Here is a 25,323-nt window from a genome sequence, read left to right on the forward strand (position 1 = left end):
TGCCGTACATCTCCCCCACTTGGGGGGAGGTTGGCAGCTTCGCAGACAGCATCTTTTCACCAGCGTTGGAGCTTGGCGAAAGCGATGGTGATAGCCAATCTCCCCACCTGTGGGGGAGATGTCCGGCAGGACAGAGGGGGGCGCGAAGGAATGCGACCTTAGCCTGATCCCCGCTACTATCCTCAAATCATCTGCAGCCCGCGCTTGCTGGTCGGCGGCGGGAAGGCACGGTCGATGTCGGCGAAATCCTCACGCGTAAGCTCGATGTCGAGCGCAGCGACATTCTGGCGGACATGCTCTTGCCTGCCGGCCTTTGGAATGGCGATGACGCCGTCCTGTGCCATCACCCAGGCCAGCGCCAGCTGAGCCGCCGTCGCATTGTGGCGGGCGGCGATTGCTTCGAGCCTGGCGTTGCGTGCCAATACGCCCTGATCGACCGGCGAATAGGCCATCAGCGGAATGCCGCGCTGCCGGCTCCAGGGCGCAAGGTCGAATTCGGGGCCGCGCTGGGACAGATTGTAGAGGATCTGGTTGGTCTGGACGCTGTCGCCGGCAGGCAGGCTGACCAGTTCCTCCATCTCATGGGTGTCGAAATTGCTGACGCCCCAGTGGCGGATCTTGCCGGCCTTTTTCAACGCCTCGAAGGCCTCGACCGTTTCCGCCAGCGGCACGCTGCCGGGCCAGTGCAGCAGATAGAGATCGATCCGGTCGGTGCGCAGATGCCTGAGGCTTCTGTCGCAGGCCGCCGGCACGCCGGTGCGCGAGGCGTTGGACGGCAGCACCTTGGAGACCAGGAACACCTCGTCGCGGCGCGCGGCAATGGCATCCGCCACCACCTCCTCGGCCCCGCCGCTGGCATACATTTCGGCGGTGTCGATCAGCATCATGCCGAGATCGAGCCCGAGCTTGAGCGCGTTGACCTCATCGGCGCGGCGGCGGGCGTCCTCACCCATTTTCCAGGTGCCTTGACCCAGCACGGGAACGGCTTCGCCCGAGGGCAATGTGGTGGTTCTTATTGTTGACGGCATGATGCGCTCCAGTCGAGACCGGATGGCACCACACCCTTCCGGAGAAATCCAGATGAAAAGTCCTTCCCTGGATTCCCCGCGAACTGCCTGATGTCTACTTCACCGGATGGGCGGCGAGCCAGGCCTGCATCTGCTTGATCTCTGCTTCCTGCGCCGCGATCACTTCTTCGGCCAATTTGCGCATTTCCGGATCCTTGCCATTGGCAAGCTCGATCTTGGCCATGTCGATCGCCGCCTGGTGATGCGGGATCATGCCGCGGGCGAAATCGACATCGGCATTGCCGGAATATTCTATCGCCATCATGTCGGTGTGCATCTTGTCCATCGCCGCCTTGTAGCCATCGGTCGAGGGGCTTTGCGCGCTCATCGCGCCCATGTCGTGTTTCATCTCCTCGGCCTGCGCCGAAACGGCAAGCAGCATTCCCGCCGCCATCAGCAGCAGCACGATCTTCTTGGCCAAGGTCATTCATTGTCTCCTTTTTGAACGAATTTCTATCTGGGGGCTTGGCTCAGAGTTTCAACGTCCTGAGCCGCAACGCGTTGGAGATGACAGAAACCGAGGACAGGCTCATCGCCGCCGCCGCCAGCATCGGCGACAAAAGCGTGCCGGTGAGAGGATAGAGCACGCCGGCGGCGACCGGCACGCCAAGCACGTTGTAGAGGAAGGCGAAGAACAGGTTCTGGCGGATGTTGCGGATCGTTGCCTGGGCGAGTGTGCGGGCCCGGACGATGCCGTTGAGATCGCCCTTGACCAGCGTGATCCCAGCGCTTTCGACCGCTACATCGGCGCCGGTGCCCATGGCGATGCCAACATCGGCGGCGGCCAGCGCCGGCGCGTCGTTGACGCCGTCGCCGGCCATGGCGACGCCGGCGCCCCTGGCGCGCAACTCCTCGACCAGCGCGCTCTTCTGTTCCGGCAGCAGGCCGGCACGCACCTCGTCGATGCCGAGTTTGCTTGCGATGGCCTTCGCCGTGCGTTCGTTGTCGCCGGTCGCCATGATGATCTTCAGGCCGCGCTCGTGCAGCGCCTTGATCGCCTCTGATGTCGTCGTCTTGATCGGATCGGCGACGGCGACGATGCCGGCCAGTTTGTTGCCGACGGCGACGAACATCACGGTCTTGGCCTCTGCCTGCAGCGCTTCGGCGCTGGTCGAGACGGATGCGATATCGATGCCGAGATCGGCCATCATCGCGGCGTTGCCGAGCGCGACCTTCTGTCCCGATACCGCGCCGGAAACGCCCTTGCCGGTGACCGCCTCGAAACCGCTGGCGTCGGGAATCTTTACTCCGCGTTCACGGGCACCTTCGACGATCGCCTCGGCCAGCGGATGCTCCGAGCCTTTTTCGAGGCCTGCGGCAAGTGCCAGCAAATCGTCTTGCGCCATACCCTCGGCAGCGACAACGTCGGTCAATCTCGGCCGGCCTTCGGTCAAAGTGCCGGTCTTGTCGACGATCAGCGTGTCGACCGAGGCAAAGCGTTCGAGCGCCTCGGCGTCCTTGATCAGCACGCCGGCATGCGCGCCGCGCCCTGTGGCGGTCATGATCGACATCGGCGTGGCAAGGCCCAGCGCGCAGGGACAGGCGATGATCAGCACCGAGACCGCCGAGACGATGGCAAAGATCAGGCTGGGTTGCGGCCCGAAGATCGCCCAGGCGATGAACGCAACGATCGCAACCACCACGACGGCCGGGACGAAATAGAAGGAGACGCGGTCGGCCAGGCCCTGGATCGGCGCGCGCGAACGCTGCGCCTTGGCGACGAGCTCGACGATCCGCGCCAGCGTAGTTTCGGCGCCGATCCTCTCGGCGCGCATGATCAGCGAACCGTTCTTGTTGAGCGTGCCGCCAGTGAGCGGGTCGCCTTCAGTCTTTTCGACCGGCAGCGGCTCGCCTGACAGCATCGATTCGTCGATGGAAGAGCGGCCTTCCAGCACGATGCCGTCGACCGGCACGGCGTCGCCAGGGCGGATGCGCAGGCGGTCGCCGGCCTTGACCGTGTCGAGCGGCACGTCGTTTTCGGAACCGTCCTCGCCGATCAGCCGCGCGGTCTTCGGCGCGAGGTCGAGCAGCGCGCGGATCGCCGAGCCGGTTTTTTCACGGGCGCGCAATTCCAGCACCTGGCCGAGGAAAACCAGCGCCACGATGACGGCGGCCGCCTCGAAATAGACCGGCACCGTGCCCTCATGACCGCGAAACTGGTGCGGAAATATATCCGGGAACAGCGTGGCGACGACGCTGTAGAGATAGGCGACGCCAACGCCGAGCGAGATCAGCGTCCACATGTTGGGGCTACGCTTGAGAACCGAATCCCAGCCGCGATGGAAGAAGGGGAATGCGGCCCACAGCACAACCGGGGTGGCCAGCGCCAATTCCACCCAGATCTTGGTCGAATCCTCGATGAAGGTGCTAAACGTCACACCGAGCATCGGCGCCATGGCGAAGATCAGCAATGGCACGGACAACACTGCACTCACCCAGAAGCGCCTGGTAAAATCGACCAGTTCCGGGTTCGGCCCCTCATCGCCGGTCGGCACGCCCATCGGTTCCAGCGCCATGCCGCAGATCGGGCAGGCGCCGGGCTTGTCGCGGACGATTTCCGGATGCATCGGACAGGTGTATTGCGTGCCTTTCGGCATCGCCTGCGGCTCTGGCCTGTCGCCAAGATACTTTGCCGGCTCCGCCTCGAATTTCACCTTGCAACCGGCCGAGCAGAAATAGAAGCCCTGGCCTTCATGCCGGGAAAAGTGCTTCGCGGTGGCACGGTCGACACGCATGCCGCAGACCGGGTCGGTGGCGGTCAGGTAGTTTTCCGGCTCGGCCGTGAATTTCGAACGGCAGCGCTCGCTGCAGAAATGATAGCGATGGCCGCCATGCTCGGCTGTCGGCTTGCCGGCGGTCGGATCGACGGTCATGCCGCAGACCGGGTCGCGAATGACGGCTTCGGCGACGGACGGAACAGCTTTTGCCGCGCAGCAGCCGCTATGGGCGTGATGGTTATGGTCGGAATGCGTCATGCGGAAAGGCCTCTGTCTCGATCGTGAAAACGGAGGTAGTGCTTCCAGTGACTGGAAGGTCAAGGGCCAATTTCGACCCTTTCGTGCCGCGATGCATACCGGACGGCCTGGGAGAAAAAAAAACGCACGCAACTGCTGCCATCGACGCCCGCCACTTTGGGCTTGGCAACATCGTCGAGCAAGACCATCTATCAGCCTGTTCCGGCGCTGTGCGTCCAGGACCAGTTCCTAGGCGGCAAGGCGATCGGATTTGCCAAGCCTGCTCAACTCGGAGCGGAGCGACCGGTGGGTTGCAATCGCATGGTCAAAAGACACAAGAAGACGGCATCTGCCGGCGGCGCCAGGAGGCGATCATCGCGTTGGACTACCGTGGAGAGCGTGTCCGTCCGCCCCATACCCAGCGCTGCGAAAACGCGCTATAGACGCCGCCAAAACGGCGAGGCCGAACGGCACTTATGGCAAGAATCTCTCTAAAGCTCGATGAACTGATCGACGGCGAAGCCTTGCGCCGCGAGATGACCGCGCTGACCGCGGCCACGGCAGGCGACGGCTCCGGCAAGGCTGAGCGCGCCGGTGTTCTCCAGCTTCTCAAGGGCAGGCTGGCCGCCGGCCGCAGCATCGCCGAACGCATGCTGATGGAGGACGGCAGCGGCACCGCCTGCGCCGCCCGGCTGTCGCATCTCATGGACGAGATCATCCGCGCGCTCTACGACTTCGCCGCCACCCATGTCTATCGCGTCAAAAACCCGTCTTCGGCCGAACGCATGGCCGTCGTCGCGGTCGGCGGCTACGGCCGCGGCACGCTGGCGCCGGGATCCGACATCGATCTCCTCTTCCTGCTGCCCTACAAGCAGACGCCATGGGGCGAGCAGATCGTCGAATACATGCTCTACATACTGTGGGATCTGGGGCTGAAGGTCGGTCACGCCACCCGCAACATCGACGAATGCCTGCGGCTGTCGCGCACCGACATCACCATCCGCACCTCGATCCTGGAAGCGCGTTTCCTGTGGGGCGAGCAGAAGCTTTACGACGAACTCCTGCAGCGTTTCGACCGCGAGGTGGTGCGCACGACCGGTCCCGAATATGTGCAGGCCAAGCTTGCCGAACGCGACGAACGCCACGCCAAAGCCGGCGAAAGCCGCTATCTGGTCGAACCCAACGTCAAGGACGGCAAGGGCGGCCTGCGCGACCTGCAGACGCTGTTCTGGATCGGTAAGTATTTCTACCGGGTGCGCACCGGCGAGGAACTGGTCGACAAGGGCGTCTTCACCGGCACCGAATACCGGGAATTCCAGAAGGCCGAGGACTTCCTGTGGGCGGTGCGCTGCCACATGCATTTCCTCACCGGCAAGGCCGAGGAACGGCTGCATTTCGACATCCAGCGCGAGATCGCCGAACGGCTGGGCTACACCACACATCCGGGCCTGTCGGCGGTCGAACGCTTCATGAAGCACTACTTCCTCGTCGCCAAGGATGTCGGGGATCTGACCCGCATCTTCTGCGCTGCGCTCGAGGAAGAGCAGGCCAAACATGTGCCGGGCTTCAACCGTATCTTTCTCACCTTCTCGCGCCGCAAGCGCAAGCTTGCCGGCACGTCCGATTTCATTATCGACAACCATCGCATCAACATCGCCGACGACCTGGTGTTCGAGCGCGATCCGGTCAATCTCTTGAGGCTGTTCTGGTTCGCCGACAAGCACGGGCTGGAATTTCACCCCGATGCGCTGAAGCTGCTGACCCGTTCGCTCGGCCTCGTCGGCAAGGCGCTCAGGCGCGACGAGGAAGCCAACCGGCTGTTCCTCGACATATTGACGTCGGACCGCAACGCCGAACTCAATCTCAGGCGCATGAACGAGGCGGGACTGCTGGCAAAGCTGATCCCGGATTTCGGCAAGATCGTCGCCATGATGCAGTTCTCGATGTATCACCACTATACGGTGGACGAGCACCTGATCCGCTGCATCGGCGTGCTGGCCGAGATCGAGCGTGGCGACGGTGAAAAGATCCACCCGCTTGCCCACACGCTGATGCCGGGGCTGAAGAAAAGCCGCGAGGCGCTCTACGTCGCGGTGCTGCTGCACGATATCGCCAAGGGCCGGCCCGAGGACCATTCCGAAGCGGGCGCCCGGATCGCGCGGCGCACCTGCCCGCATATGGGGCTGTCGGCGGCCGATACCGAAACAGTCGCCTGGCTGGTCGAGAACCATCTGATCATGTCGATGACGGCGCAAACGCGCGATCTCAACGACCGCAAGACGATCGAGGATTTTGCCGCGACCGTGCAGTCGGTCGAACGGCTGAAGCTGCTGCTCGTCCTAACCGTCTGCGATATCAGAGGCGTCGGGCCCGGCGTCTGGAACGGCTGGAAGGGTCAGTTGCTGCGCACGCTCTACTACGAGACCGAATTGCTGTTGACCGGCGGGTTTTCGGAAGTGTCGCGTGCGATGCGCACCGCGGCTGCCCGCGAAAAGCTGGCCGAGGCGCTCGCCGATTGGCCGGAAAAGGCCCGCAAGCGCTATGTCGCCAAGCACTACGAGAATTATCTGCTGGCGGTCGATCTCGCCGACCAGCTTCGCCATGCCGAATTCATCCGCGAGGCGGATGGGGCGGGCAAGAAGCTCGCCACCATGATCAAGACCCACCAGTTCGAGGCGGTGACCGAGGTTACCGTGCTGGCGCAGGACCATCCGCGCCTGCTATCGGTCATTGCCGGCGCCTGTGTGGCGGCCGGCGGCAACATCGTCGACGCGCAGATCTTCACCACCTCCGACGGCCGCGCGCTGGACACCATCCTGATCTCAAGGGAATTCGACCGCGACGAGGACGAGCGCCGCCGCGCCGAGCGCGTCGGCCGGCTGATCGAGGACGTGCTGTCGGGCAAGAGCTGGCTGCCGGAGATGATCGAAAAGCGGACCAAACCGCGGCGTGGCGCCAAGGTCTTCCGCATCCAACCGCGCGCTGAAATCCGCAACACCCTGTCGAACCGGTTTTCGGTGATCGAGGTCGAGGGGCTGGATCGGCCGGGCCTGCTGTCCGAGATCACCGGGGCGCTGTCCGACCTGTCGCTCGACATCGCCTCGGCACACATCACCACTTTCGGCGAAAAGGTCATCGATACCTTCTATGTCACCGATCTCACCGGCCAGAAGATCGACAGCCCGACGCGCATGGCCGCCATCCAAAACAGGCTGATTTCGGTCCTCGAAGGCGCCGTGCCCGAGCGCGGCGGCAAGGCCAAGGCCGCCGCCGAGTGAACGCCGTCCTCGATTTTTCCCGATCACCCAGGCAATCTGCACACACATGAGCCTTGTCAAAAAGTTCGCGACGGTCGCTTCCGGCACGCTGATGAGCCGCGCTCTCGGCTTCGGCCGTGAGATGCTGATGGCGGCCGCACTCGGCACCGGGCCGATCGCCGACGCCTTCAACGCCGCCTTCCAGTTCCCCAACACCTTTCGCCGGCTGTTTGCGGAAGGCGCGTTCAATGCCGCCTTCGTGCCGCTCTTCGCCAAGGAGATCGAGACCCACGGCATCGATGGCGCCAAGCGCTTTTCGGAAGAGGTGTTCGGCGTGCTGTTCACGGCGCTGCTGGCACTGACCATCGCCATGGAACTGGCGATGCCGCTGATCGTGCGCTACCTGGTGGCGCCGGGCTTTGCCGACACGCCGGGAAAGTTCGAGATGACGGTCCGGCTTGCGACCATCATGTTTCCCTACCTGATCTGCATGTCGCTCGGCGCCATGATGGCCGGCATGCTGAATTCGCTGCGCCGCTATTTCGCCGCCGCAGTGGCACCGGTATTTCTCAACATCATCCTGATCGGCGTGCTCGCCTACGCCTGGCACAAGGGATCGGACGCGCGCACCGTCGGCTTCGCATTGGCCTGGGGCGTGCTGGCGGCGGGGCTGGTCCAATTGGCGATCGTCTGGGTGGCGGTGCGCCACGCCGGCATCTCGATCGGCTTTCGCCGGCCAAAGATGACGCCCAGCGTCAAGCGGCTGCTGATCCTGGCGCTGCCGGCGGCGATCACCGGCGGCATTACCCAGATCAACCAGCTGATCGGCACGGCGATCGCCTCGGCGCAGGACAGTGCGGTGTCGTCGCTCGCCTATGCCGACCGCATCTACCAGCTGCCGCTCGGCGTCGTCGGCGTCGCCGTCGCCATCGTGCTTCTGCCCGAACTGTCGCGGACGCTGAAGTCAGGCAATCTCATCGAGGCGGCCAATCTGCAGAACCGGTCGGTGGAGTTCACCTTGTTCCTTACCTTGCCAGCGGCGGCGGCACTGCTGGTCATGTCGGAGCCGATCGTGGGGCTGGTCTACGAACGCGGGGCATTTGCCGCCAACAACTCGACGCCGATCGTGGCGGCAATCCTGGCGATCTTCGGCTTGGGCTTGCCGGCCTTCGTGCTGATCAAGGCGTTCACCCCCGGCTATTTCGCCCGCGAGGACACGCGCACGCCGATGATCTTCGCCGCCATCTCGGTGGCCGTGAACATCACCACCGCGCTGACGCTGTTTCCGCAGATGGGCGCGCCCGGCATCGCCGTCGCCTCGGCCATCGCCGGCTGGGTCAATGCGCTGATGCTGCTCGGCGTGCTGATCCGGCGCGGCCATTGGGGCCGCGACGTACCGCTCATGAGACGCATCCCACGGCTGGTGCTGTCGGCGGCGGCGATGGGGGCGGCGCTCTATGCCGCCGAGCACTGGTTTGCCGCCCAACTTGCCTCGGCCTCACCGCTGGTCATCAAGGCTACGACGCTTCTCGCGCTGGTAGCCGGCGGGGCGTTGCTTTATTTCGTCACCGCCTTCGCCATCGGCGGCGCCGATTTCGGCATGATCCGGCGCAATATCAGGCGGAAGGGCTCCCCTTCGACTAGGGAATAGTCTCCAGATTCGTAAGCCTAACCGTAGCGATCCGGTCGACAAGCATCAGTCTTCGCCGGACAATTCGTCATAGACCGGGCGCGGCAGCGGCTTACGTGCCTGCTTGCTAAGTTCGATCCCGAATTCGGCCCGAAGTCGCGCCGCTGTCTCCAACAGCGTCTCGCGGCCATGTCGGCGCTCCACAGCTTTCTCGTTGGAGATGGTCATCCATTTCTCGTCAGATCGTTTGCAGAATATATTCCACCCTATCATACGTATCGATGTCGGCGCTGCCCCTCATTGCCCTGCCGGGCATTTCTCCTCGTAAACGGGGAGAAAGAAGCTGACCGCCCCTCGGCGCCCTTCCTGCAACGCTTGTCGTTGGCGAAACCGTCGATGACGCGTCTTTCTCCCCGTCTCTATACGGGGAGAAATGTCCGGCAGGACAATGAGGGGCGGCGCCGACCTGTCAAGCCGAGACAGGCGCTATAGGCGCGGCGCCAACAACATCGAACAAGCAATCCGACCTGAAGCAATTGCTTTGCCGCGATCGCCTACAGCCCCTTGATCCGCTCCCCGCTCTCGTCCATAAGCGCGCCGTCGAAAGACTTTCGCCGCGCGCGAAACGGCCCTCCACAAGCCAGGAAAATCCCATGACTGACTCCAATCAGCCCGTCTTCAATCAGCCTGCCTTCAAGCCACTCGTCTTTTCCGGCGTCCAGCCGACCGGCAATCTGCATCTCGGCAACTATCTCGGCGCCATCAAGAAATTCGTCGCCCTGCAGGACACCTCCGATTGCATCTATTGCGTCGTCGACCTGCATTCGCTGACCGCGCAGCTCGTCCATGACGATCTCAGGGACCAGACGCGCTCGATCACCGCGGCGTTCCTCGCCTCCGGCATCGACCCGAACAAGCACATCGTCTTCAACCAGTCGCGGGTCATGCAGCACGCCGAGCTCGCCTGGATCTTCAACTGCGTGGCCCGCATCGGCTGGATGAATCGGATGACGCAGTTCAAGGATAAGGCCGGCAAGGACCGCGAGAACGCCTCGCTTGGGCTGCTCGCTTATCCGAGCCTGATGGCGGCCGACATCCTCGTCTATCGCGCCACCCATGTGCCGGTCGGCGATGACCAGAAGCAGCATCTGGAGCTGACACGCGACATCGCGCAAAAATTCAACAACGACTTTTCGGACCGCATCGCCGGCCTCGGCGTCGGCGTCGAGATGAAGGTCGGCGAGGAGACGGTGAACGGCTATTTCCCGCTGACCGAACCGATCATCGGCGGACCGGCGGCGCGCATCATGTCGCTGCGCGACGGCTCGAAGAAGATGTCGAAGTCGGATCCGTCGGACCTGTCGCGCATCAATCTGACCGACGATGCCGACACCATCTCCAAGAAGATCCGCAGGGCCAAGACCGACCCCGAGGCGCTGCCCGGGGAATTGGACGGCCTGGCCAGCCGGCCCGAAGCCGAAAACCTCGTCGGCATCTATGCAGGTCTCGCCGAGATATCGAAGGAGGCGGTGCTGAAAGAGTTCGGCGGCCAGCAATTTTCGGTGTTCAAGCCGGCACTGGCCGACCTCGCCGTGGAAAAGCTGGCGCCCGTTGCCGGCGAAATGCGCCGCATTTCCGATGACCGCGCCTATGTCGACGCGGTGCTCAGGGATGGCGGCGAGCGGGCCGGCGCCTTGGCCGAGGCGACGATGAAGACCGTGCGCGACATCATCGGCCTGCTGCAAAGCTGAACCTTAAAGCGCCGCACGTCCATTTGGACGCGCAAAAGACGCACTGACGCACCCGACATCGCTACATCCGCCGGTCGCTTGCGGCCGGGCTGTGGCGGTGGCAGATTGCGACCGAAACCATCGAACAGGGTGAATATGGTCTCCAAACGCCTCAGCCGAGAAGCCGGCCATCGCCGCAAGTTCCTGGCGATCATCGACGACACGCCCGAATGCGAGCGGGCCGTCGTCTACGCCTCGAAACGCGCGCAGAGCACCAACGGCGTGCTGGTGCTGCTCTATGTGATCGAGCCCGACGATTTCCAGCATTGGCTGGGTGTCGAGAAGATCATGCGCGAGGAGGCCACCGCCACCGCGCGGGCGGCGCTTGATGCGTACGCCAACAAGGTGCGCCAGAAACTCGGCATCGAGCCGGAACTGGTGGTGCGCGAGGGCAAGCCGACGGAAGAGATCCACAAATTGATCGAGGAAGACCAGGATATCGCCATCCTCGTGCTGGCGGCCGGCGCCGGCAAGGAGGGGCCGGGGCCGCTGGTCGGTGCGGTTGCCGGCAAGGGCGCCGCCTTCCCGATCCCGGTGACGGTGGTGCCGCAGAACCTGTCCGACGAAGAAATCGACAGCCTGGCGTGAAGTGTGCTGATATTCAGGTGAGGTCGGCCTGCGAACGGCGGTTTCCTGCGCTTCCGTACCCAAAAGTACGCTCCGCTCCGGTTCTCGGAAAGCGTGATTTTTCGGCTCGGCCTGACCTGAATCTCAACACACCTCAAAGTATGTTGCAGAAGACCGCAAAAACATTCTCCCAGCCAGCCGTTCCGGCGAAGCCTTTCGCTTGAATGTCCTGCCGATAAGGCCTATTTAGAATTATTCCAAACTATCTGCCCGAATGGGCACGGAGACGTCCATGTTCATCCAGACCGAATCGACGCCAAATCCGGCGACATTGAAGTTCCTGCCCGGCAAGGAAGTGCTTGTCGAAGGCACCGCCGATTTCCGCGATGCCGACAGCGCCGCTACGGCTTCGCCGCTGGCCGGCCGGCTGTTCGAGATCCCCGGCGTCACCGGCGTCTTCTTCGGCTATGATTTCGTCACCGTGACCAAGGACGGCCCCGATTGGCAGCATCTGAAGCCGGCGATCCTCGGCGCCATCATGGAACATTTCATGTCCGGCGCGCCGGTGATGGCCAAGGCCGGCCCCGCCGCCGAGACCAGTCAGACCGGCGAATTCTACGACAAGGCCGACGAGGAACTGGTCATCACCATCAAGGAACTGCTCGACACACGGGTGCGCCCGGCCGTTGCCCAGGACGGCGGCGACATCACCTTCCGCGGTTTCGAGAACGGCACCGTGTTCCTGCACATGAAGGGCGCCTGCGCCGGCTGCCCGTCATCGACGGCGACGCTGAAGCACGGCATCCAGAACCTGCTCCGGCATTTTGTGCCCGAGGTTCAGCAGGTCGAGCAAGTCTCTTAGAGACTCCGCTCAAAAATACGCTAATTCACCTTCACGCGATAACAAAACAAAAAACCGGGCCAAAGTGCCCGGTTTTCTGTTCTGGACGTCTGTTGTTGCCTAGACGGTCCGCATATGAAAGTTTTTACAGGACGATGACCTTGGCGCCGACCGAGGTGCGGTCGTAAAGATCGATGATATCCTGGTTCATCAGCCGGATGCAGCCCGACGACATCGCCTTGCCGATCGAGTTCCACTCCGGGCTGCCATGCAGGCGGTAGCCCGAATCGCCGCCCTTGTTGAACAGATACAGGGCGCGCGCGCCGAGTGGGTTCGTCAATCCCGGCTCCATGCCGCCGGCAAACTTGGCGAGCTCCGGCTGGCGCCTGATCATCGCCGAAGGCGGCGTCCAGGTCGGCCATTCGCGCTTCGCCGCGATACGGGCGGTGCCGCGCCATTCAAAACCCTCGCGGCCGACGCCGATGCCGTAACGCATCGCCTCGCCGCCGCCCATGACGTAATAGAGAAACTTGTTCTGCGTATCGACGACGATGGTGCCCGGCCTTTCATCGGTGTCGTAGCTAACGACCTGCCGGCGGTACTTGAACGGCACCTTTTCGATCGGAATGCGCGGCAGTTGATAGCCCGCATCGGTCATCGGGCCGTAGTTGTTGGTGAATATCCGCGAGCCGATGGTGCTGCAACCAGCAATAGCCGTCGACAGCGCAAGTGCGGCGACGATTGCGAATGACTTCATGCGCATGAAAAGGTCCGATGCCCCGCCCAAGAGATAGCGGCACGAGACGGCCGCCTTGTCGCCATCATTCATGCTGGCATTTGCTTTGCTTGCCAAGCGCGCGATGCCTATATGCAGGGGCTTACATGCGGGTAAGTCCGCAACTGTGGCTTTCCGGCAACGGCCTTCATAAGATTATGTAGGAAATTCAATGGGGCGGTCCGCCAGCCCGCCAGAAGTCGAGGAACTATCATGAATGTCGGAGATGCCGCCCGCCGTTCCGGCCTGCCGGCCAAGACCATCCGCTACTATGAGGAGATCGGCCTGATCCGACCGCAGCGCGCCGGCAACGGCTACCGCGACTATTCGGGCGCCGACATCCACCGGCTGACTTTTCTGCGCCGCGCGCGCAATCTCGGCTTTTCCATCGACGACTGCCGCCAGCTGATGGCGCTCTATCAGGACCGCAGCCGCGCCAGCCATGACGTGCGCGAGATCGCTGCCGCGCATGTGAGTGCAATCGAGGAGAAGGTGCGCGAGCTGCAGTCGATGCGCTCGACCCTGCAGAAGCTGATCCATGCCTGCCACGGCGACGACAGACCGGACTGCCCGATCCTGGACGATATGGCTGGCGTTGCCTTGTCGCCGGACAAAGTCGTATCCGCACAGGTGTGAAAGTTGCGCGGCGTCGATGCCGTCTTTGAAGTTTCGCGAGGAGGGCATCGGTGATTTCAACAACCGTCGAACTGCGCACTGTCGAGGGCACTCAGGCGGCCATGGGCTGGGCCGGCGGGCACACGATCGTCGTCGACCGGCCTGAAGGCAGGGCCGGAGGATTGGGGCTCGGCTTCAATGGCGCCCAGTTGCTGGCGCTGGCGATTGGAGGATGCTTCTGCAACGATCTTCGCTATGTCGCTGAGGAAATGGAGGTTGAACTCGGAAAAATCACTGTCAGCGTTACAGTGAACCTCGAAGGCAAGCCTTTGCTGGCAACCTCGGCAACCATGACGGTTTCCTGCGAGGCACTGGACGGTTCCGATCCCCGGAAGATCATCGACAAGGCCAAGGCGATTACCGCGGTCAGCAACTCGCTGCGCCAAGGCGTGCCGGTTGCGATCGAGATGGCGGACGCGGACGAAAGGGCCTGACCCGTCTAAGGGATAATCGCCGCAGATGGATGAGCCGGTGCGCCGTCAGCGCGACGAGACCAAGCGCTAGCTGCGGTGGTGCTATTCTTGCCGCCAGACCTTGCAGGCCGAGATCACCAGAATTGCCGCCAGCAGCGGGAGCAGGATTTGCTCGGGGACCACTCCAAGCAACTGCCCACCGATATATGTCCCGACAATCGATCCGGCAGCCATGGCCAGCAAGAACGCCCTGTTCCTGCCGATGACCGAAAAGCTTTGGTCGCGGCTGTAGCGCGTGAAGCCGACCAGCATCGTCGGCAGGCTTACCGCCAGCGATAAAGAGCCCGCCAGCTTGATGTCGGCACCGAACAGAAGGACAAGTGTCGGGATGAGCAGTTCACCGCCTGCCACGCCGAGCAGGGATGCCACGATGCCGATGGCAAACCCAGCAATGATCCCGGCAACGATCAATGCGGCTCCGGTGACAAATTGCAATCCTGCAGCACTAGGATCATGGCCCAAAACCAGGACAATCGCGATAAGGATCAGCAGCGCGGCAATCACCTTGTAGAGCGTTGCGGACTGGAGGCGCGTTGCCCATCCTGCCCCAAACCAAGCGCCTAGAAGGCTGCCAGCCAAGAGATTGAGTATGATCGGCCATTGTGCGGCTACCGACGCTAGCGGCACCGCGGTGGCCCGGAATGGCAGCGCCGTAGCGACGACAACCAAGCTGGCGGCCTTGTTCAAGATTACGGCTTCAAGGGCGGCAAATCGAAACAGACCGATCAGGAACGGCAGACGAAACTCTGCACCGCCAAGGCCGATCAACCCGCCAAGCGAACCAACACCAGCTCCAACTGCAAATGCACCAAGGCCACGACGTTTATTCATTGAATCGACATGCCGTGGCGAGCCCCGGAACGCCAGCCGTTTTCCAGGTTGGTTCGTCTATGCAAATCGCTATTGGCGGCAGGGTCAATGCTTGATGAAGCTACAGTGCCGATCAAGAGATACCGTCGACACGCTCGGCTATGGCGAATGCCTGTAGGTTCCTTGCCTTGCCGTGGTCTTCTCCGGCGTTGGCGATAATCGAGAAGAAGGCCGCACGGGCGATGTCCTTCTTTGAGGCGTTCGGGTGTTCCTACCTAGCCGCTTTGATCAATTGCTTGGGAGCCATGTCAGGCGTCACGACCCGCATCAGGGTGTCGGCTATCGCCTGCATCTCGTCCGCGTTCATCATCCAAACTCCTTAGAGTCACCCGCATTCGCACAGTATCTCATATTCCTAATGTGTGGGAACGTCCGTTTGGAAACCAACCGAGATTTCACGTAAAAATCCACACACGCATGCGCGCCTTGGGTGCATCAAAAAGGCGGTGCAAACCGTGAACAAAGTCTGGCATGATGCCGCCATGCCAATCATCTCACCGATTCCTCTCAACCCTCTCATCGACGGCCGCCAGTCGGAACGCGCCATGCTGGTCAGGCGCGGCGTGCAGCGGCTGCTCAAGGAGATGGGCGCGCATGTGCTGCCCGAGCTGTCGCTGGCGACCGGGCGCCGTGCCGACCTCGTCGCGCTGACCCGCCAGGGTGACATCTGGATCATCGAGATCAAATCCTCGATCGAGGATTTCAGGGTCGACCGCAAATGGCCGGATTACCGGCTGCACTCCGACCGCTTCTTCTTTGCCACGCATCCCGGCGTGCCCTCGGAGATCTTTCCGCAGGAATGCGGCTTTATCCTCTCCGACGGCTACGGCGCCGAAATCCTGCGCGATGCGCCCGAGCACCGCATGGCCGCGGCAACGCGCAAGGCGCTGATGCTGAGGATCGCGCGAGCGGGTGCATCGCGGCTGCTCGCGGCGGAACTCGCCGGTGTGGCGGTGCCAGCGCTGGACGGTGAAAGCGAATAGGAGTGCGCCGGTCGGCGACAAGCCTCGCACGTCGCCACCCAGCGTTGGCATCGGACCGTGCCTTTCTGCGGGCCTGCCGATCCCCTCGAGATGATTTTTGATCTTGCACCGATGATTTCCGCCTGCCTGCGCTGTCCTGATCAATAGGCGCTGGAATGGTCCGGTGGCGGAAAGAGAGGTGATCCATGGGATCGTTACAAGGTCAGAATGTCGTCGTCATCGGAGGAAGCCGGGGTGTCGGCCGCTCGATCGTGGAAGCCGCGCTTGGCGAAGGGGCAACAGTGCTTGCAGTTGCTCGTGGCACAGAAGCCCTGAAACAGCTCTCCCGGGAGACGTCACGTGTGAAGACGCTGGCGGTCGACGCCACCAAAGAGACCGCACCCGATGCGGTTTTCGCCGCGCTTGAACCAGACGTCCTAGTGATCTGCGCCGGCGCCCTCGCTCCGTCCGCGCCCGTCCAGGAACAGAGCTGGGAGGACTTCTCGGCAAACTGGGAAATGGACGTCAAGGCATCGTTCCTGTTCTGCAAGGCGGCACTCCAGGGTCGGCTCAAGCCGGGGAGCCGGGTGGTTCTGATCTCCAGCGGCGCGGCATTCAGCGGCGGGCCGCCGAACTCTGGCGGCTATGCCGGCGCAAAACGCATGCAGCTGTTCCTCGCCGGTCATAGCCAGAAGGAATCGGACCGACTTGGTTTCGGCCTGCGTTTCATGGCGCTTTCGCCGGCGCGCATCATGCCGGGCACCGGCGTCGGCGATCGCGGCATCGACGGCATTTCGGCCTATATGGGCATTAGCCCGGCGGACTTCCTGGCGGGCATGACCGACATGCAGACGCCGGCCGATGTCGCACGGGCTGTAGTCGCGCTCGCCACCGGCCAAGCGCAGGGCTGCTCCTTCGTGGTGAGCGGCAGCGGACTTGCGGCGGCGGCATGAGGCGCGCAGGATGCCAGCCGACTTCAGCACCGCGGGCTTCCTATGACAGACGCTCCTGGCCCTGTTGAGCCATTGGGCCTGCCGGTCCTCGATCGGCTGGCCTTCGAGCGCTTGACAGTGGCTCATCGCCGCGAGCTCAAGCTCCACTGCTACCGGATGATGGGCTCGTTGCACGAGGCGGACGACCTCGTGCAGGACACTTTCCTGCGGGCGTGGCGCGCACGGTCGCAGTTCGACGGACGAGGCTCGGTTCGCGGCTGGCTCTACACAATCGCCACCAATAGCTGCCTCAACGCCATCAAGGCGAGGTCGACGGCGCATCGCATTCTCCAGCAACCCGAACGGCCGCCCTCCAACGGGCGGGCCGTCGGCGGGCCTGCCGAGCTCACCTGGCTGGAGCCCTATCCGGACGCCGAGCTTCCGGACCTCGTTGACGGCGAGCCCGGCCCGGAAGCGCGCTACGAGACCCGTGAAGCGGTGCAACTTGCCTTCGTCGCTGCGATCCAGCTTCTGCCGCCCAGGCAGCGGGCCGCCCTGTTGCTTTGCGACGTGCTGGGGTGGTCTGCGGTCGAGACGGCGCAATTGCTGGGTGGATCGGCCGCTTCGATCAACAGCGCCTTGCAGCGGGCCCGCGCAACGCTTGGCGAGCGATACCCTCAGGGACGCCCCGTGCAGCGGTCACGGTCCAGTCCGGAGGAGGGCCTGCTGCTCGAACGCTACATGCGTGCCTGGCAGACCGCCAACCTCGACGGCTTCATCGAACTCTTGAGGGAGGACGCCACCTACCACATGCCGCCATGGCGGGAATGGTACCAAGGGCGCAAGGCGATCCGCGATTTCATCGAGACCGTGTGGGGCAATTTTGCCGGCTATCGCACGGTGGCCACCCGAGCCAACGGCCAGCCCGCTGTCGGGGTCTATGCACTGGACCATCGTGACCGTGTATGGCGACCCCACTCGCTGCATGTCATTGAGCCCGCCGACCGCAAAATCGTTTCCCTGACGATCTATGTACCGCCGCTCGGGCCCGAACTGTTTGCAGCCTTCGGCCTGCCGCCGGTCTAGTCCGGTTCCGCCTCGCCCGCCGCCGGCGCGATCAGCAGCACGGCGGCGCCGAGGATCGCGGCGATGAAGGAGCCGGCCAGGATGCCGACCTTGACTGCGTCCTGCAGCTCGACGTTGCTGGCAAAGGCGAGCAGGCCGATGAACAGGCTCATGGTGAAGCCGATGCCGCAGAGCAGCGAAATGCCGACCATGTGCAGCCAGCCGGCATTGACCGGCAGATCGGCAAGGCCGAGCCGGATGGCAAGCGCGGAAGAACCGAACACGCCGACCAGCTTGCCGGCGACGAGGCCGGCGGCGACGCCCAGCGTCAGCGGCTCGATCAGGGTGGCTGCGCTCAGGCCGGCGAGCGAGACGCCGGCATTGGCGAAGCCGAAGATCGGGACGACGACGAACGGCACTATCCTGTGCAGACCGTGCTCAAGCCGGTGCAGTGGTGAATGGTCTGAGTCTTGGCTGATGCCCGGGGTGATTTTCAAAGGTATGGTCAGGGCCAGCGCCACGCCGGCGAGCGTGGCATGGACGCCCGATTTCAGCACCAGCACCCACAGGACGACACCAAGCAACAGATAGGGCAGCAGCGTCAGCACCTTCATGCGGTTGAGAACGACGAGTAGAGCGATGACGGCGAAGGCAGCGCCGAGATAGGCGAGCGACAGGCCGCTCGTGTAGAACACCGCGATGATCATCACGGCGCCAAGGTCGTCGATGATGGCGAGCGCGGTGAGGAATACCTTCAGCGACCCCGGCACGCGGCTGCCGAGCAGCGACAGCACGCCAAGCGCAAACGCGATGTCGGTGGCGGTCGGGATCGCCCAGCCGGACAGAGCGGCTGGGTTGTCCCGGTTGACGGCGACATAGACAAGTGCTGGCACCAGCATGCCGCCGGCAGCGGCGATGCCGGGCAGGGCGCGGCGTGGCCAGGTCGAGAGCTGGCCGTCCAGCATCTCGCGCTTGATCTCCAGGCCGACCAGCAGGAAGAACACGGCCATCAGGCCGTCATTGATCCAGTGCGATACGCTGAGGGGTCCCAGATAGGCGTGAAGGGCATCGAAATAGGTTTCGGCCAGCGGCGAATTGGCGACGACCAGGGCCAATGCCGCGGCTGCCATCAGGACGATGCCGCCTGCCGCCTCGCTGGCTAGGAATTCGCGAAAAATGGAGATCGGCCGCGGCTTCTGGTCCTGCATGTCGTCTCCGTCCTATCGGCCGGCGGGGCCGGTGTCGCCTCGTGCGATGATGCGCAAACACCAATGGCAGGGCAAGTCTCTACAGCGCGTATCCTTTAGGGCGGGCAAAGGACGCTGTAGCACTTTGATTTTGCGCATGATCCCCAGCGAAACGCCGACGCGAACCTTCGGCTCGGTCAGGCGTCAGCGCGGCGCGCGCTTGGCGAGTATCCGCTGCAGCGTACGGCGATGCATGTTGAGCCGGCGGGCGGTCTCGGAGACGTTGCGATCGCACATTTCGTAGACGCGCTGGATGTGCTCCCAGCGCACCCGGTCGGCCGACATCGGGTTTTCAGGCGGTGCGGCGCGTTCACCCGCCGTGCGGGTAAGGGCCGCGAAAATGTCGTCGGCATCGGCCGGCTTCGACAGATAGTCGATGGCTCCCAGCTTCACCGCCGTCACCGCGGTGGCGATGTTGCCGTAGCCGGTGAGGATGATGGCGCGGGCGTCGTCGCGCTTCTCGCGGATGGCGGCGACGACGTCGAGGCCGTTGCCGTCGGCGAGCCGCATGTCGACCACGGCATAGGCGGGCGGGTTGGCGCGCGCCTTGGCCACCGCCTCCTCGACGCTCTCGGCCGTCTCGACCACGAAACCCCTGGTTTCCATGGCGCGGGCAAGGCGCGTGAGGAACGGCTTGTCGTCGTCGACGATCAACAGCGAGGTGTCCTCGCCTTCAACCATTGCGCCAATCGGTTCGTCGCCGTTCATCGTCTTGAAGTTCCTGCTACCTGATTTTTACGCAAATATAGTTTTGGAGCGCTATTGTCCAATTCAAGCCGTGTCAAACATGGTGGCCGAAGCCGATTCAGGATTGAGGAAGACGCTGCGCGGCCACGATATCTGCACGACGGCGCCCTCGCCCGGTTCGTTTGAATTGCGGAAATCGAGCGTAGCCCCCGAGCGTTCAAGCAAGGTCTTGGCTATGAAAAGCCCCAGTCCCAGGCCGCCGCCGGCCTCGGTGCCCTGGCGCGTCGACATATAGGGCTCGCCGATGCGGTCGATGATTTCGGGAGGGAAACCCGGCCCGTCGTCGGTGATCGAGAAGGTGACGGCAGCCTCGTTCCAGCTCCAGCGCACGGTGACGGCCTTGCGGGCAAAATCGACGGCGTTCTCGACCAGATTGCCGAGGCCGTAGATGACGCCGGGATTGCGCCGTCCGACCGGTTCGGGGCCGATGCGCTCGCCGGGGCGAAGCTTGATCGAGATGCCGAAATCGCGGTGCGGGGCCGTCATCTCCTCGACCAGCGAAGTTAGCGGCATGCGGGAGAGATGCGCCTCGCCCTCGGAAGACAGGCTGGTCAGGCGCTTGAGGATTTCGCGGCAACGCTCGCTCTGCGAGCGCAGCAGCGTCACGTCCTCGCCGTATTTCGGATCGTTGCGGAGCGCCTTCTCCATCTCCTTGGCGACAAGCGTGATGGTGGCAAGCGGCGTGCCGAGCTCATGCGCGGCGGCGGCGGCAAGGCCGTCCAGCGCCGACAAATGCTGCTCACGCTGCAGCACCAGCTCGGTGGCGGTCAGCGCGTTGGCGAGCAGCCGGGCTTCCTCGGCCACGCGGAAGGCGTAGATCGCGGTGAAGGCGATCGAGGAAAACACCGCCATCCAGATGCCGGCGACATAGATGAACGGCATCTCCAGCGGCGCGCCCTCGTACCAGGGCAGCGGCAGATGGAAGAAGACCAGCAGGCTCGCCGCCACCATCACCAGCGCGCCGAGGATGGCGGTCAGGCGCAGCGGCAGCGACGTCGCCGAGATGACGACGGGCACGGTCACCAGCACTGAAAACGGATTGGTGAGGCCGCCGGTCAGATAGAGCAGGCCGGCAAGCTGCAGGCTGTCGATGGTCAGGATGGCAAAAGCCGGGAGCGGGGTCAGCCGATGCGCCGCCGGATAACGGAAGGTCAGCAACAGGTTCATCCAGGCCGAACAGGCGATCAGCGCGAAGCAGGGGCTGACGGGCAGCGGGAACTTCAGCCCATAGGCAACGACGATAACCGCCAGGCTCTGGCCGACGATGGCAAGCCAGCGCAGTCTGATCAGCGTGTTGAGGCGCAGCCGCTGGCTTTGCTGGAAGTCGGGCGCCCGCAGGATGTTTATCATGGCCAAGGATTTATAGCCGGAAAAGGATAAAGGCTAGGTCCCCCGCGGTTTGGCGCGGCTGGTGGCGGTGGCGAGAAGCGGGTTCTCCGGCCAGACGTGCCGGGGGTAGCGGCCACGCATGTCGGCCCGCACATCGACCCAGGAGCCGCGCCAGAAGCCGGGCAGGTCGCGGGTCGTCTGGATCGGCCGGTGCGCCGGCGACAAAAGCTCGAGCGTCAGCGGTACGGTGCCGTTGGCGATTGCGGGATGCCGGTCGAGACCAAACAGCTCCTGGACGCGGATCGCCAGCACCGGCCATTCACCGTCATAGCGGATCGGCACGCGGCTGCCCGAGGGAGCGTCGAAATGGGTCGGCGCCAGTGCCTCGATCCTGCGCTGGAGATCGTGCGGCACCAATGCCATGAGGCCGGCCGAGAGCACGCCCGGATCGATCGCGGCAAAGGACGCTGCGCCGGAGAGGAAGGGCAGCAGCCAATCGTCGAGGCGGTCGACGAGCGCCGCGTCGGAAACATCGGGCCAGGGCGCGCCGAGGCCGCGATGCAGCCAGCCGAGCCGTTGGCGCAACGTTTCCGCTTCCTTGCCCCACGGCAAAAGCGACAGGCCGTGTTCGCGCAAGGCGTCAAGGATCGCGCGATCCGCGTCGACGCCGGCCGGCGCCGGCAGCATGCGTTCGGACAGGGTGATGGCGCCGAGGCGAACGGTTTCACGCACGCGCACTGCGCGCCTGTCGCGGTCGAAACCGGTTTCGCGGCTGGTCTCGATCTCGTCGGCAAGCGAATCGCGAATGTCGGCCTCGTCTATCGCCGCCGCTGCCGTGATGCGGGCGTTCTGCGCCTTGCCCTGCAGATCGGCGACGACGAGCCAGGCCGCCCCCGCCAGCGGATCGGCGGCGTCGAGCATGGCGCCCGAACCGTTGGCCAGCACGAAACGGCCGCGCTCGCCGCGCGCCTTGGCGACGCGGTCCGGCCAGGCATGGATGAGGAGCGCGCCGGCGCTGCTACCCTCCCCCTTGCGGGGAGGGTCGGCGAGTGAGCCTTGCCCAGCAAGGCGAGGGAGACGGGGTGGGGTCGGCGATGGCGTGCCCGACCCCACCCCACCCCCGGGGCGGGCGGGGGCGGGGGGCGCCGCCCCGGCCGGGGGGGGGGGGCATGGGCGCGGGGGGGGGGCGGCGACCGCGCGCGGGGGGGGGGGGGGGGGGGGGGGGCCCCCGCCCCCCCCGGGGGGGGGCGGGGGGGGGGGGCGCGGCGATGGCGTGCCCGACCCCACCCCACCCCGCTCCGCTTCGCGGATCGACCCTCCCCTCGAGGGGGAGGGTGAGGCCTGTTTCGCTAGCCGCTCGGCGAGCTGCCGCGCAGCCGTGGCGCGCGGCGATCTTTCGGATCGAAACCGCATCAGCCGCCGTTCGAGGTCGGCGCCGTCGCCTCCAAGGCCACGCTCGGTGAGCAGCACGGCGAGCATGGCCGCCTCGAACGCCTGGCCGGTTTTTGCCGCCTCGGCGACCATGTGAGCGAGCCGCACCGGCAGTGCCAGCCTGCGCATCGCAGCACCCGATTCCGTCAGGCGCCCTGCCTCGTCGATGGCGTCGAGCGCACGCAGCAGCGCCCTTGCCTCATTGAGCGCCGGGGCCGGTGGCGGATCAAGGAACGAAAGGCTCACCGGGTCGGCGACACCGAAGGCGGCGCAGTCGAGCAGAAGGCCGGAAAGGTCCGCCTCGAGGATTTCCGGCGGGGTGAAGGCGGGAAGTGCCGCCGTCTGCTCGGCCCGCCATAGCCGGATGGCGACGCCCGGCTGCGTGCGGCCGGCGCGGCCGGCGCGCTGGTCGGCGGAGGCTTTGCTAACCCGCACCGTCTCCAGCCGCGTCAGGCCGCTGGCTGGCTCGTAGCGCGGCAGCCGCGACAGGCCGGAATCGATGACGACGCGCACGCCGTCGATGGTGATCGAAGTTTCGGCGATCGACGTCGCCAGCACCACCTTGCGGCGGCTGGACGGCGCTGGCTTGATCGCGGCGTCCTGTGCCTTGTTATCGAGCATGCCGTAGAGCGGCACGATGTCGGTGTCGGCACTGACGCGGTCTTGCAGCCGCTCGGCCGTGCGCTCGATCTCGCGCTGGCCGGGCAGGAAGGCGAGCACGCTGCCGCTCTCATCGGCAAGGGCGGCGCGGATCGCCTTGGCCATGGCGTCCTCTATTGCCGCGCCGGCCGGCCGCTCGTCATAGCGGATGTCGACGGGAAAGGCGCGGCCCTCGCTCTCGATCACCGTGGCGCCGGAAAGCAGCCGCGCGACGCGCGCGCCATCGAGCGTCGCCGACATTACCAGCAATCGCAGATCGGGCCTCAGCGCACCTTGCACGTCAAGCGCCAGCGCCAGACCAAAATCACCGTCGAGCGAGCGCTCGTGGAACTCGTCGAAGAAAACAGCCGAGACGCCGGGCAGCTCCGGATGGTCGAGGATCATCCGCGACAGCACGCCTTCTGTGACGACGAGGATCCTTGTCCTCGCAGAAGTGCGGTTTTCCATACGCATGGCATAGCCGACCGTCTCGCCGGGTTCCTCCCCGAGCAGTTCGGCCATACGGCGGGCAGCGGCGCGGGCAGCGAGCCGGCGCGGCTCGAGCAGAATGATCTTTCCCGTGCCGAGCCACGCCGCTTCGAGCAGCGCCAGCGGCACCAGCGTCGTCTTGCCGGCGCCGGGCGGCGCCACCAGCACGGCGCTGTTGCCATGACCGAGCGCTTCACTGAGCGCCGGCATCACGGCGGAGACCGGAAGCTCCGGCAAGGGTTTTCTGGTCATTGTTCCAAGGATGCATCCATCCAATTGCGGCGGATCCGCAGCGCCCGCATATCAGCCGTGGCGATCGCCGCGCAACCGGCAACGGGCCAACTCAAAACCGGGTCCGTGAGAACGGGTTCCAGCGCACCGTGTCGAGCCTCACCTCCTCGCGCACCATCGTCACAAGGCCCGAGCCGCCGACGACGGCGAGACCGACAAGCGACAGAAGATCTGGCGACAGAAGATCTGGCGACAGAAGATCCGGATATTCCTGGAGAAAGCGCGCAGGATCACCGCCAGAGGATCTGCAAGTATTGCGTCGGCGCGATCTGCCCAGGCTTTTGACAACGGCATCGTTGCATGAACAGCTTGCGTAGGCGAGCAGAGCGAGCAGAATTCCGTTCGTCCCGTTATTCCGATTCCAGGGAGAGAGCAGAGTGAAGATACTGGCACTCGGTGCGCATCCGGACGATATCGAGATCTTCATGTTCGGTACGATGGCGGCCTATGCCGCACAAGGCGCAGAACTGGTTTTTGCGATAGCCACGGATGGCGCCAAGGGCGGGAAGGGCGATCCGGGATCACTCGCCCGCGCCCGCCGCGAGGAAGCGGCTGTGGCGGCGGACCTGCTTGGCGCAACATCGCACTTCCTCGATTTTCCGGACGGCGCGCTGGTTGCCGATGCCGCGCTGATCGCGGCGCTGAAGACGCTGATCGGTGATATCAGGCCGGATCTGGCGATCACCCATGCGCCGAACGACTATCATGGCGACCACCGTGCGCTGTCGGACGGCGTGCGCATCGCGGCGTCCTTCGCTGTCCCGGTGCTGCACGCCGATACGCTCGGCGGCACCGGTTTTTCGCCGACGCACTATGTCGATATCTCCGGGCATTTCGAGCTCAAGGCGATGGCGATCCGGGCGCATCAGTCGCAGGATCCCGAACGTTTCGTCGATGCGGCGCGCACGCAGAACGCGTTTCGCGCCGGCCAGTGCAATGGCGCGGCCGGTTCCTTCGCTGAGGCCTTCCGCTTCGAACCGATCTTCCCCTTCGCCGATATCCGCGCCCTGCTGCCGCCCGCCCCAGTGATCCGGCCGGTGACGGTGAGCACCAAAACGGTCAAATGAGCGCACCCGCGCGCCGAACGATCTGACACGCGCCTTTCCTGAACCAGCGACCGATGCGCTATGCTGCAGCGCAGCGACGAATTCGCTTGCCTTGTTTAGTAAAAATTGCATCACTAAACAAATTACTAAACATCCGCCGCTCAACCGCGTCGATATGTTTAGACCCCTGAGGAGGGGTTGAGGTTTTTGAAACCGTCATCCGGGCGTGTTTCGCAAATGGGAGGA

21 protein-coding genes are annotated in these 25,323 nt (G+C 64.3%); 11 read left to right on the top strand and 10 right to left on the bottom strand.

Going from position 1 to position 25,323, the window contains the following annotated elements; translation table 11 throughout:
- Nucleotides 1–182 precede the first annotated feature (182 nt).
- The 3 genes from AC0L3I_RS04895 to AC0L3I_RS04905 form a co-directional block, all read right to left on the bottom strand.
- On the bottom strand, nt 183–1,028 hold the full coding sequence (locus tag AC0L3I_RS04895) for an aldo/keto reductase (protein WP_473526154.1): 846 nt from the start codon (nt 1,026–1,028) through the stop codon (nt 183–185).
- A 94-nt stretch (nt 1,029–1,122) separates the two neighbouring features.
- Nucleotides 1,123–1,494 carry a CopM family metallochaperone gene (gene copM, locus AC0L3I_RS04900; protein WP_473526155.1) on the bottom strand — a complete coding sequence of 124 codons (372 nt, stop codon included), beginning with the start codon at nt 1,492–1,494 and terminating at the stop codon, nt 1,123–1,125.
- Nucleotides 1,495–1,537: 43 nt separating this feature from the next.
- Nucleotides 1,538–4,042 (bottom strand): heavy metal translocating P-type ATPase, encoded by a 2,505-nt coding sequence (locus tag AC0L3I_RS04905; protein ID WP_473526156.1) that lies wholly within the window; start codon nt 4,040–4,042, stop codon nt 1,538–1,540.
- Nucleotides 4,043–4,497: 455 nt separating this feature from the next.
- Here AC0L3I_RS04905 and AC0L3I_RS04910 point away from each other — a divergent pair, with 455 nt between their 5' ends.
- Together AC0L3I_RS04910 and murJ are read left to right on the top strand one after the other, a co-directional pair.
- On the top strand, nt 4,498–7,299 hold the full coding sequence (locus AC0L3I_RS04910; RefSeq protein ID WP_473526157.1) for a [protein-PII] uridylyltransferase: 2,802 nt from the start codon (nt 4,498–4,500) through the stop codon (nt 7,297–7,299).
- 46 nt (nt 7,300–7,345) lie between these two features.
- Nucleotides 7,346–8,929 (top strand): murein biosynthesis integral membrane protein MurJ, encoded by a 1,584-nt coding sequence (gene murJ, locus AC0L3I_RS04915; RefSeq protein WP_473526158.1) that lies wholly within the window; start codon nt 7,346–7,348, stop codon nt 8,927–8,929.
- Between the two features lie 45 nt (nt 8,930–8,974).
- Here the strand turns inward: murJ and AC0L3I_RS04920 are convergent, their stop codons facing one another.
- Nucleotides 8,975–9,136: a hypothetical protein gene (locus AC0L3I_RS04920; RefSeq protein WP_473526159.1), complete on the bottom strand. Its 162-nt coding sequence runs from the start codon at nt 9,134–9,136 to the stop codon at nt 8,975–8,977.
- 425 nt (nt 9,137–9,561) lie between these two features.
- Between AC0L3I_RS04920 and trpS the strand changes: the two genes are divergently transcribed.
- The 3 genes from trpS (at nt 9,562) to AC0L3I_RS04935 (ending at nt 12,127) form a co-directional block, all read left to right on the top strand.
- Nucleotides 9,562–10,659: a tryptophan--tRNA ligase gene (gene trpS / locus AC0L3I_RS04925; protein ID WP_473526160.1), complete on the top strand. Its 1,098-nt coding sequence runs from the start codon at nt 9,562–9,564 to the stop codon at nt 10,657–10,659.
- A 135-nt stretch (nt 10,660–10,794) separates the two neighbouring features.
- A complete protein-coding gene (locus AC0L3I_RS04930; protein WP_095493836.1) occupies nt 10,795–11,286 on the top strand; it encodes a universal stress protein in 492 nt (163 codons plus the stop codon).
- A 271-nt stretch (nt 11,287–11,557) separates the two neighbouring features.
- Nucleotides 11,558–12,127 carry a NifU family protein gene (locus AC0L3I_RS04935; protein WP_095493837.1) on the top strand — a complete coding sequence of 190 codons (570 nt, stop codon included), beginning with the start codon at nt 11,558–11,560 and terminating at the stop codon, nt 12,125–12,127.
- Between the two features lie 124 nt (nt 12,128–12,251).
- Here the strand turns inward: AC0L3I_RS04935 and AC0L3I_RS04940 are convergent, their stop codons facing one another.
- Entirely contained in the window at nt 12,252–12,869 is a 618-nt protein-coding gene (locus AC0L3I_RS04940) for a L,D-transpeptidase (RefSeq protein ID WP_473526247.1), read from the bottom strand.
- A 225-nt stretch (nt 12,870–13,094) separates the two neighbouring features.
- Between AC0L3I_RS04940 and cueR the strand changes: the two genes are divergently transcribed.
- Nucleotides 13,095–13,517 (top strand): Cu(I)-responsive transcriptional regulator, encoded by a 423-nt coding sequence (cueR, locus tag AC0L3I_RS04945; RefSeq protein ID WP_473526161.1) that lies wholly within the window; start codon nt 13,095–13,097, stop codon nt 13,515–13,517.
- A 50-nt stretch (nt 13,518–13,567) separates the two neighbouring features.
- Entirely contained in the window at nt 13,568–13,990 is a 423-nt protein-coding gene (locus AC0L3I_RS04950; RefSeq protein WP_473526162.1) for an OsmC family protein, read from the top strand.
- An 81-nt stretch (nt 13,991–14,071) separates the two neighbouring features.
- Here AC0L3I_RS04950 and AC0L3I_RS04955 read toward each other — a convergent pair whose 3' ends face one another.
- The gene (locus AC0L3I_RS04955) at nt 14,072–14,860 is read right to left on the bottom strand and encodes a TSUP family transporter (RefSeq protein WP_473526163.1); all 789 of its coding nucleotides are present in this window, start codon (nt 14,858–14,860) and stop codon (nt 14,072–14,074) included.
- Between the two features lie 521 nt (nt 14,861–15,381).
- Between AC0L3I_RS04955 and AC0L3I_RS04960 the strand changes: the two genes are divergently transcribed.
- The 3 genes from AC0L3I_RS04960 (at nt 15,382) to AC0L3I_RS04970 (ending at nt 17,879) form a co-directional block, all read left to right on the top strand.
- Nucleotides 15,382–15,882 (top strand): MmcB family DNA repair protein, encoded by a 501-nt coding sequence (locus tag AC0L3I_RS04960; protein WP_473526248.1) that lies wholly within the window; start codon nt 15,382–15,384, stop codon nt 15,880–15,882.
- A 185-nt stretch (nt 15,883–16,067) separates the two neighbouring features.
- Nucleotides 16,068–16,814, top strand: coding sequence for an SDR family NAD(P)-dependent oxidoreductase (locus AC0L3I_RS04965; protein ID WP_473526164.1), 747 nt, complete (start codon nt 16,068–16,070; stop codon nt 16,812–16,814).
- A 42-nt stretch (nt 16,815–16,856) separates the two neighbouring features.
- Nucleotides 16,857–17,879, top strand: a complete 1,023-nt coding sequence (locus AC0L3I_RS04970; protein WP_473526165.1) for an RNA polymerase subunit sigma-70 — start codon at nt 16,857–16,859, stop codon at nt 17,877–17,879.
- Here the strand turns inward: AC0L3I_RS04970 and nhaA are convergent.
- The 4 genes from nhaA to hrpB all read right to left on the bottom strand — a co-directional run bounded on the left by nhaA (nt 17,876) and on the right by hrpB (nt 23,992).
- Nucleotides 17,876–19,066 (bottom strand): Na+/H+ antiporter NhaA, encoded by a 1,191-nt coding sequence (gene nhaA, locus AC0L3I_RS04975; RefSeq protein WP_473526166.1) that lies wholly within the window; start codon nt 19,064–19,066, stop codon nt 17,876–17,878. The two genes, AC0L3I_RS04970 and nhaA, sit on opposite strands and share 4 nt — an antisense overlap.
- 183 nt (nt 19,067–19,249) lie before the next feature.
- Nucleotides 19,250–19,813 carry an ActR/PrrA/RegA family redox response regulator transcription factor gene (locus tag AC0L3I_RS04980; protein ID WP_473526167.1) on the bottom strand — a complete coding sequence of 188 codons (564 nt, stop codon included), beginning with the start codon at nt 19,811–19,813 and terminating at the stop codon, nt 19,250–19,252.
- Nucleotides 19,814–19,876: 63 nt separating this feature from the next.
- Complete coding sequence (locus AC0L3I_RS04985) at nt 19,877–21,202, bottom strand: ActS/PrrB/RegB family redox-sensitive histidine kinase (protein WP_473484535.1); 1,326 nt, start codon at nt 21,200–21,202, stop codon at nt 19,877–19,879.
- Nucleotides 21,203–21,235: 33 nt separating this feature from the next.
- Nucleotides 21,236–23,992: an ATP-dependent helicase HrpB gene (gene hrpB, locus AC0L3I_RS04990; RefSeq protein ID WP_473526168.1), complete on the bottom strand. Its 2,757-nt coding sequence runs from the start codon at nt 23,990–23,992 to the stop codon at nt 21,236–21,238.
- 416 nt (nt 23,993–24,408) lie between these two features.
- Here hrpB and AC0L3I_RS04995 point away from each other — a divergent pair, with 416 nt between their 5' ends.
- Complete coding sequence (locus AC0L3I_RS04995; RefSeq protein ID WP_473526169.1) at nt 24,409–25,098, top strand: PIG-L deacetylase family protein; 690 nt, start codon at nt 24,409–24,411, stop codon at nt 25,096–25,098.
- Nucleotides 25,099–25,323 lie beyond the last annotated feature (225 nt).

This window comes from Mesorhizobium sp. WSM4840 (assembly GCF_055811755.1).

Excerpts from the sequence above, each read along its gene's own strand:
- murJ (WP_473526158.1), top strand. The coding sequence starts at position 7,346 with ATGAGCCTTGTCAAAAAGTTCGCGACGGTCGCTTCCGGCACGCTGATG.
- AC0L3I_RS04970 (WP_473526165.1), top strand. The coding sequence starts at position 16,857 with ATGACAGACGCTCCTGGCCCTGTTGAGCCATTGGGCCTGCCGGTCCTC.
- AC0L3I_RS04980 (WP_473526167.1), bottom strand. The coding sequence starts at position 19,813 with ATGAACGGCGACGAACCGATTGGCGCAATGGTTGAAGGCGAGGACACC.
- AC0L3I_RS04985 (WP_473484535.1), bottom strand. The coding sequence starts at position 21,202 with ATGATAAACATCCTGCGGGCGCCCGACTTCCAGCAAAGCCAGCGGCTG.
- AC0L3I_RS04940 (WP_473526247.1), bottom strand. The coding sequence starts at position 12,869 with ATGCGCATGAAGTCATTCGCAATCGTCGCCGCACTTGCGCTGTCGACG.
- AC0L3I_RS04930 (WP_095493836.1), top strand. The coding sequence starts at position 10,795 with ATGGTCTCCAAACGCCTCAGCCGAGAAGCCGGCCATCGCCGCAAGTTC.
- AC0L3I_RS04905 (WP_473526156.1), bottom strand. The coding sequence starts at position 4,042 with ATGACGCATTCCGACCATAACCATCACGCCCATAGCGGCTGCTGCGCG.
- AC0L3I_RS04955 (WP_473526163.1), bottom strand. The coding sequence starts at position 14,860 with ATGAATAAACGTCGTGGCCTTGGTGCATTTGCAGTTGGAGCTGGTGTT.
- AC0L3I_RS04895 (WP_473526154.1), bottom strand. The coding sequence starts at position 1,028 with ATGCCGTCAACAATAAGAACCACCACATTGCCCTCGGGCGAAGCCGTT.
- AC0L3I_RS04920 (WP_473526159.1), bottom strand. The coding sequence starts at position 9,136 with ATGACCATCTCCAACGAGAAAGCTGTGGAGCGCCGACATGGCCGCGAG.
- copM (WP_473526155.1), bottom strand. The coding sequence starts at position 1,494 with ATGACCTTGGCCAAGAAGATCGTGCTGCTGCTGATGGCGGCGGGAATG.
- AC0L3I_RS04910 (WP_473526157.1), top strand. The coding sequence starts at position 4,498 with ATGGCAAGAATCTCTCTAAAGCTCGATGAACTGATCGACGGCGAAGCC.
- trpS (WP_473526160.1), top strand. The coding sequence starts at position 9,562 with ATGACTGACTCCAATCAGCCCGTCTTCAATCAGCCTGCCTTCAAGCCA.
- AC0L3I_RS04960 (WP_473526248.1), top strand. The coding sequence starts at position 15,382 with ATGCCAATCATCTCACCGATTCCTCTCAACCCTCTCATCGACGGCCGC.
- nhaA (WP_473526166.1), bottom strand. The coding sequence starts at position 19,066 with ATGCAGGACCAGAAGCCGCGGCCGATCTCCATTTTTCGCGAATTCCTA.
- AC0L3I_RS04935 (WP_095493837.1), top strand. The coding sequence starts at position 11,558 with ATGTTCATCCAGACCGAATCGACGCCAAATCCGGCGACATTGAAGTTC.
- AC0L3I_RS04965 (WP_473526164.1), top strand. The coding sequence starts at position 16,068 with ATGGGATCGTTACAAGGTCAGAATGTCGTCGTCATCGGAGGAAGCCGG.
- hrpB (WP_473526168.1), bottom strand. The coding sequence starts at position 23,992 with ATGACCAGAAAACCCTTGCCGGAGCTTCCGGTCTCCGCCGTGATGCCG.
- cueR (WP_473526161.1), top strand. The coding sequence starts at position 13,095 with ATGAATGTCGGAGATGCCGCCCGCCGTTCCGGCCTGCCGGCCAAGACC.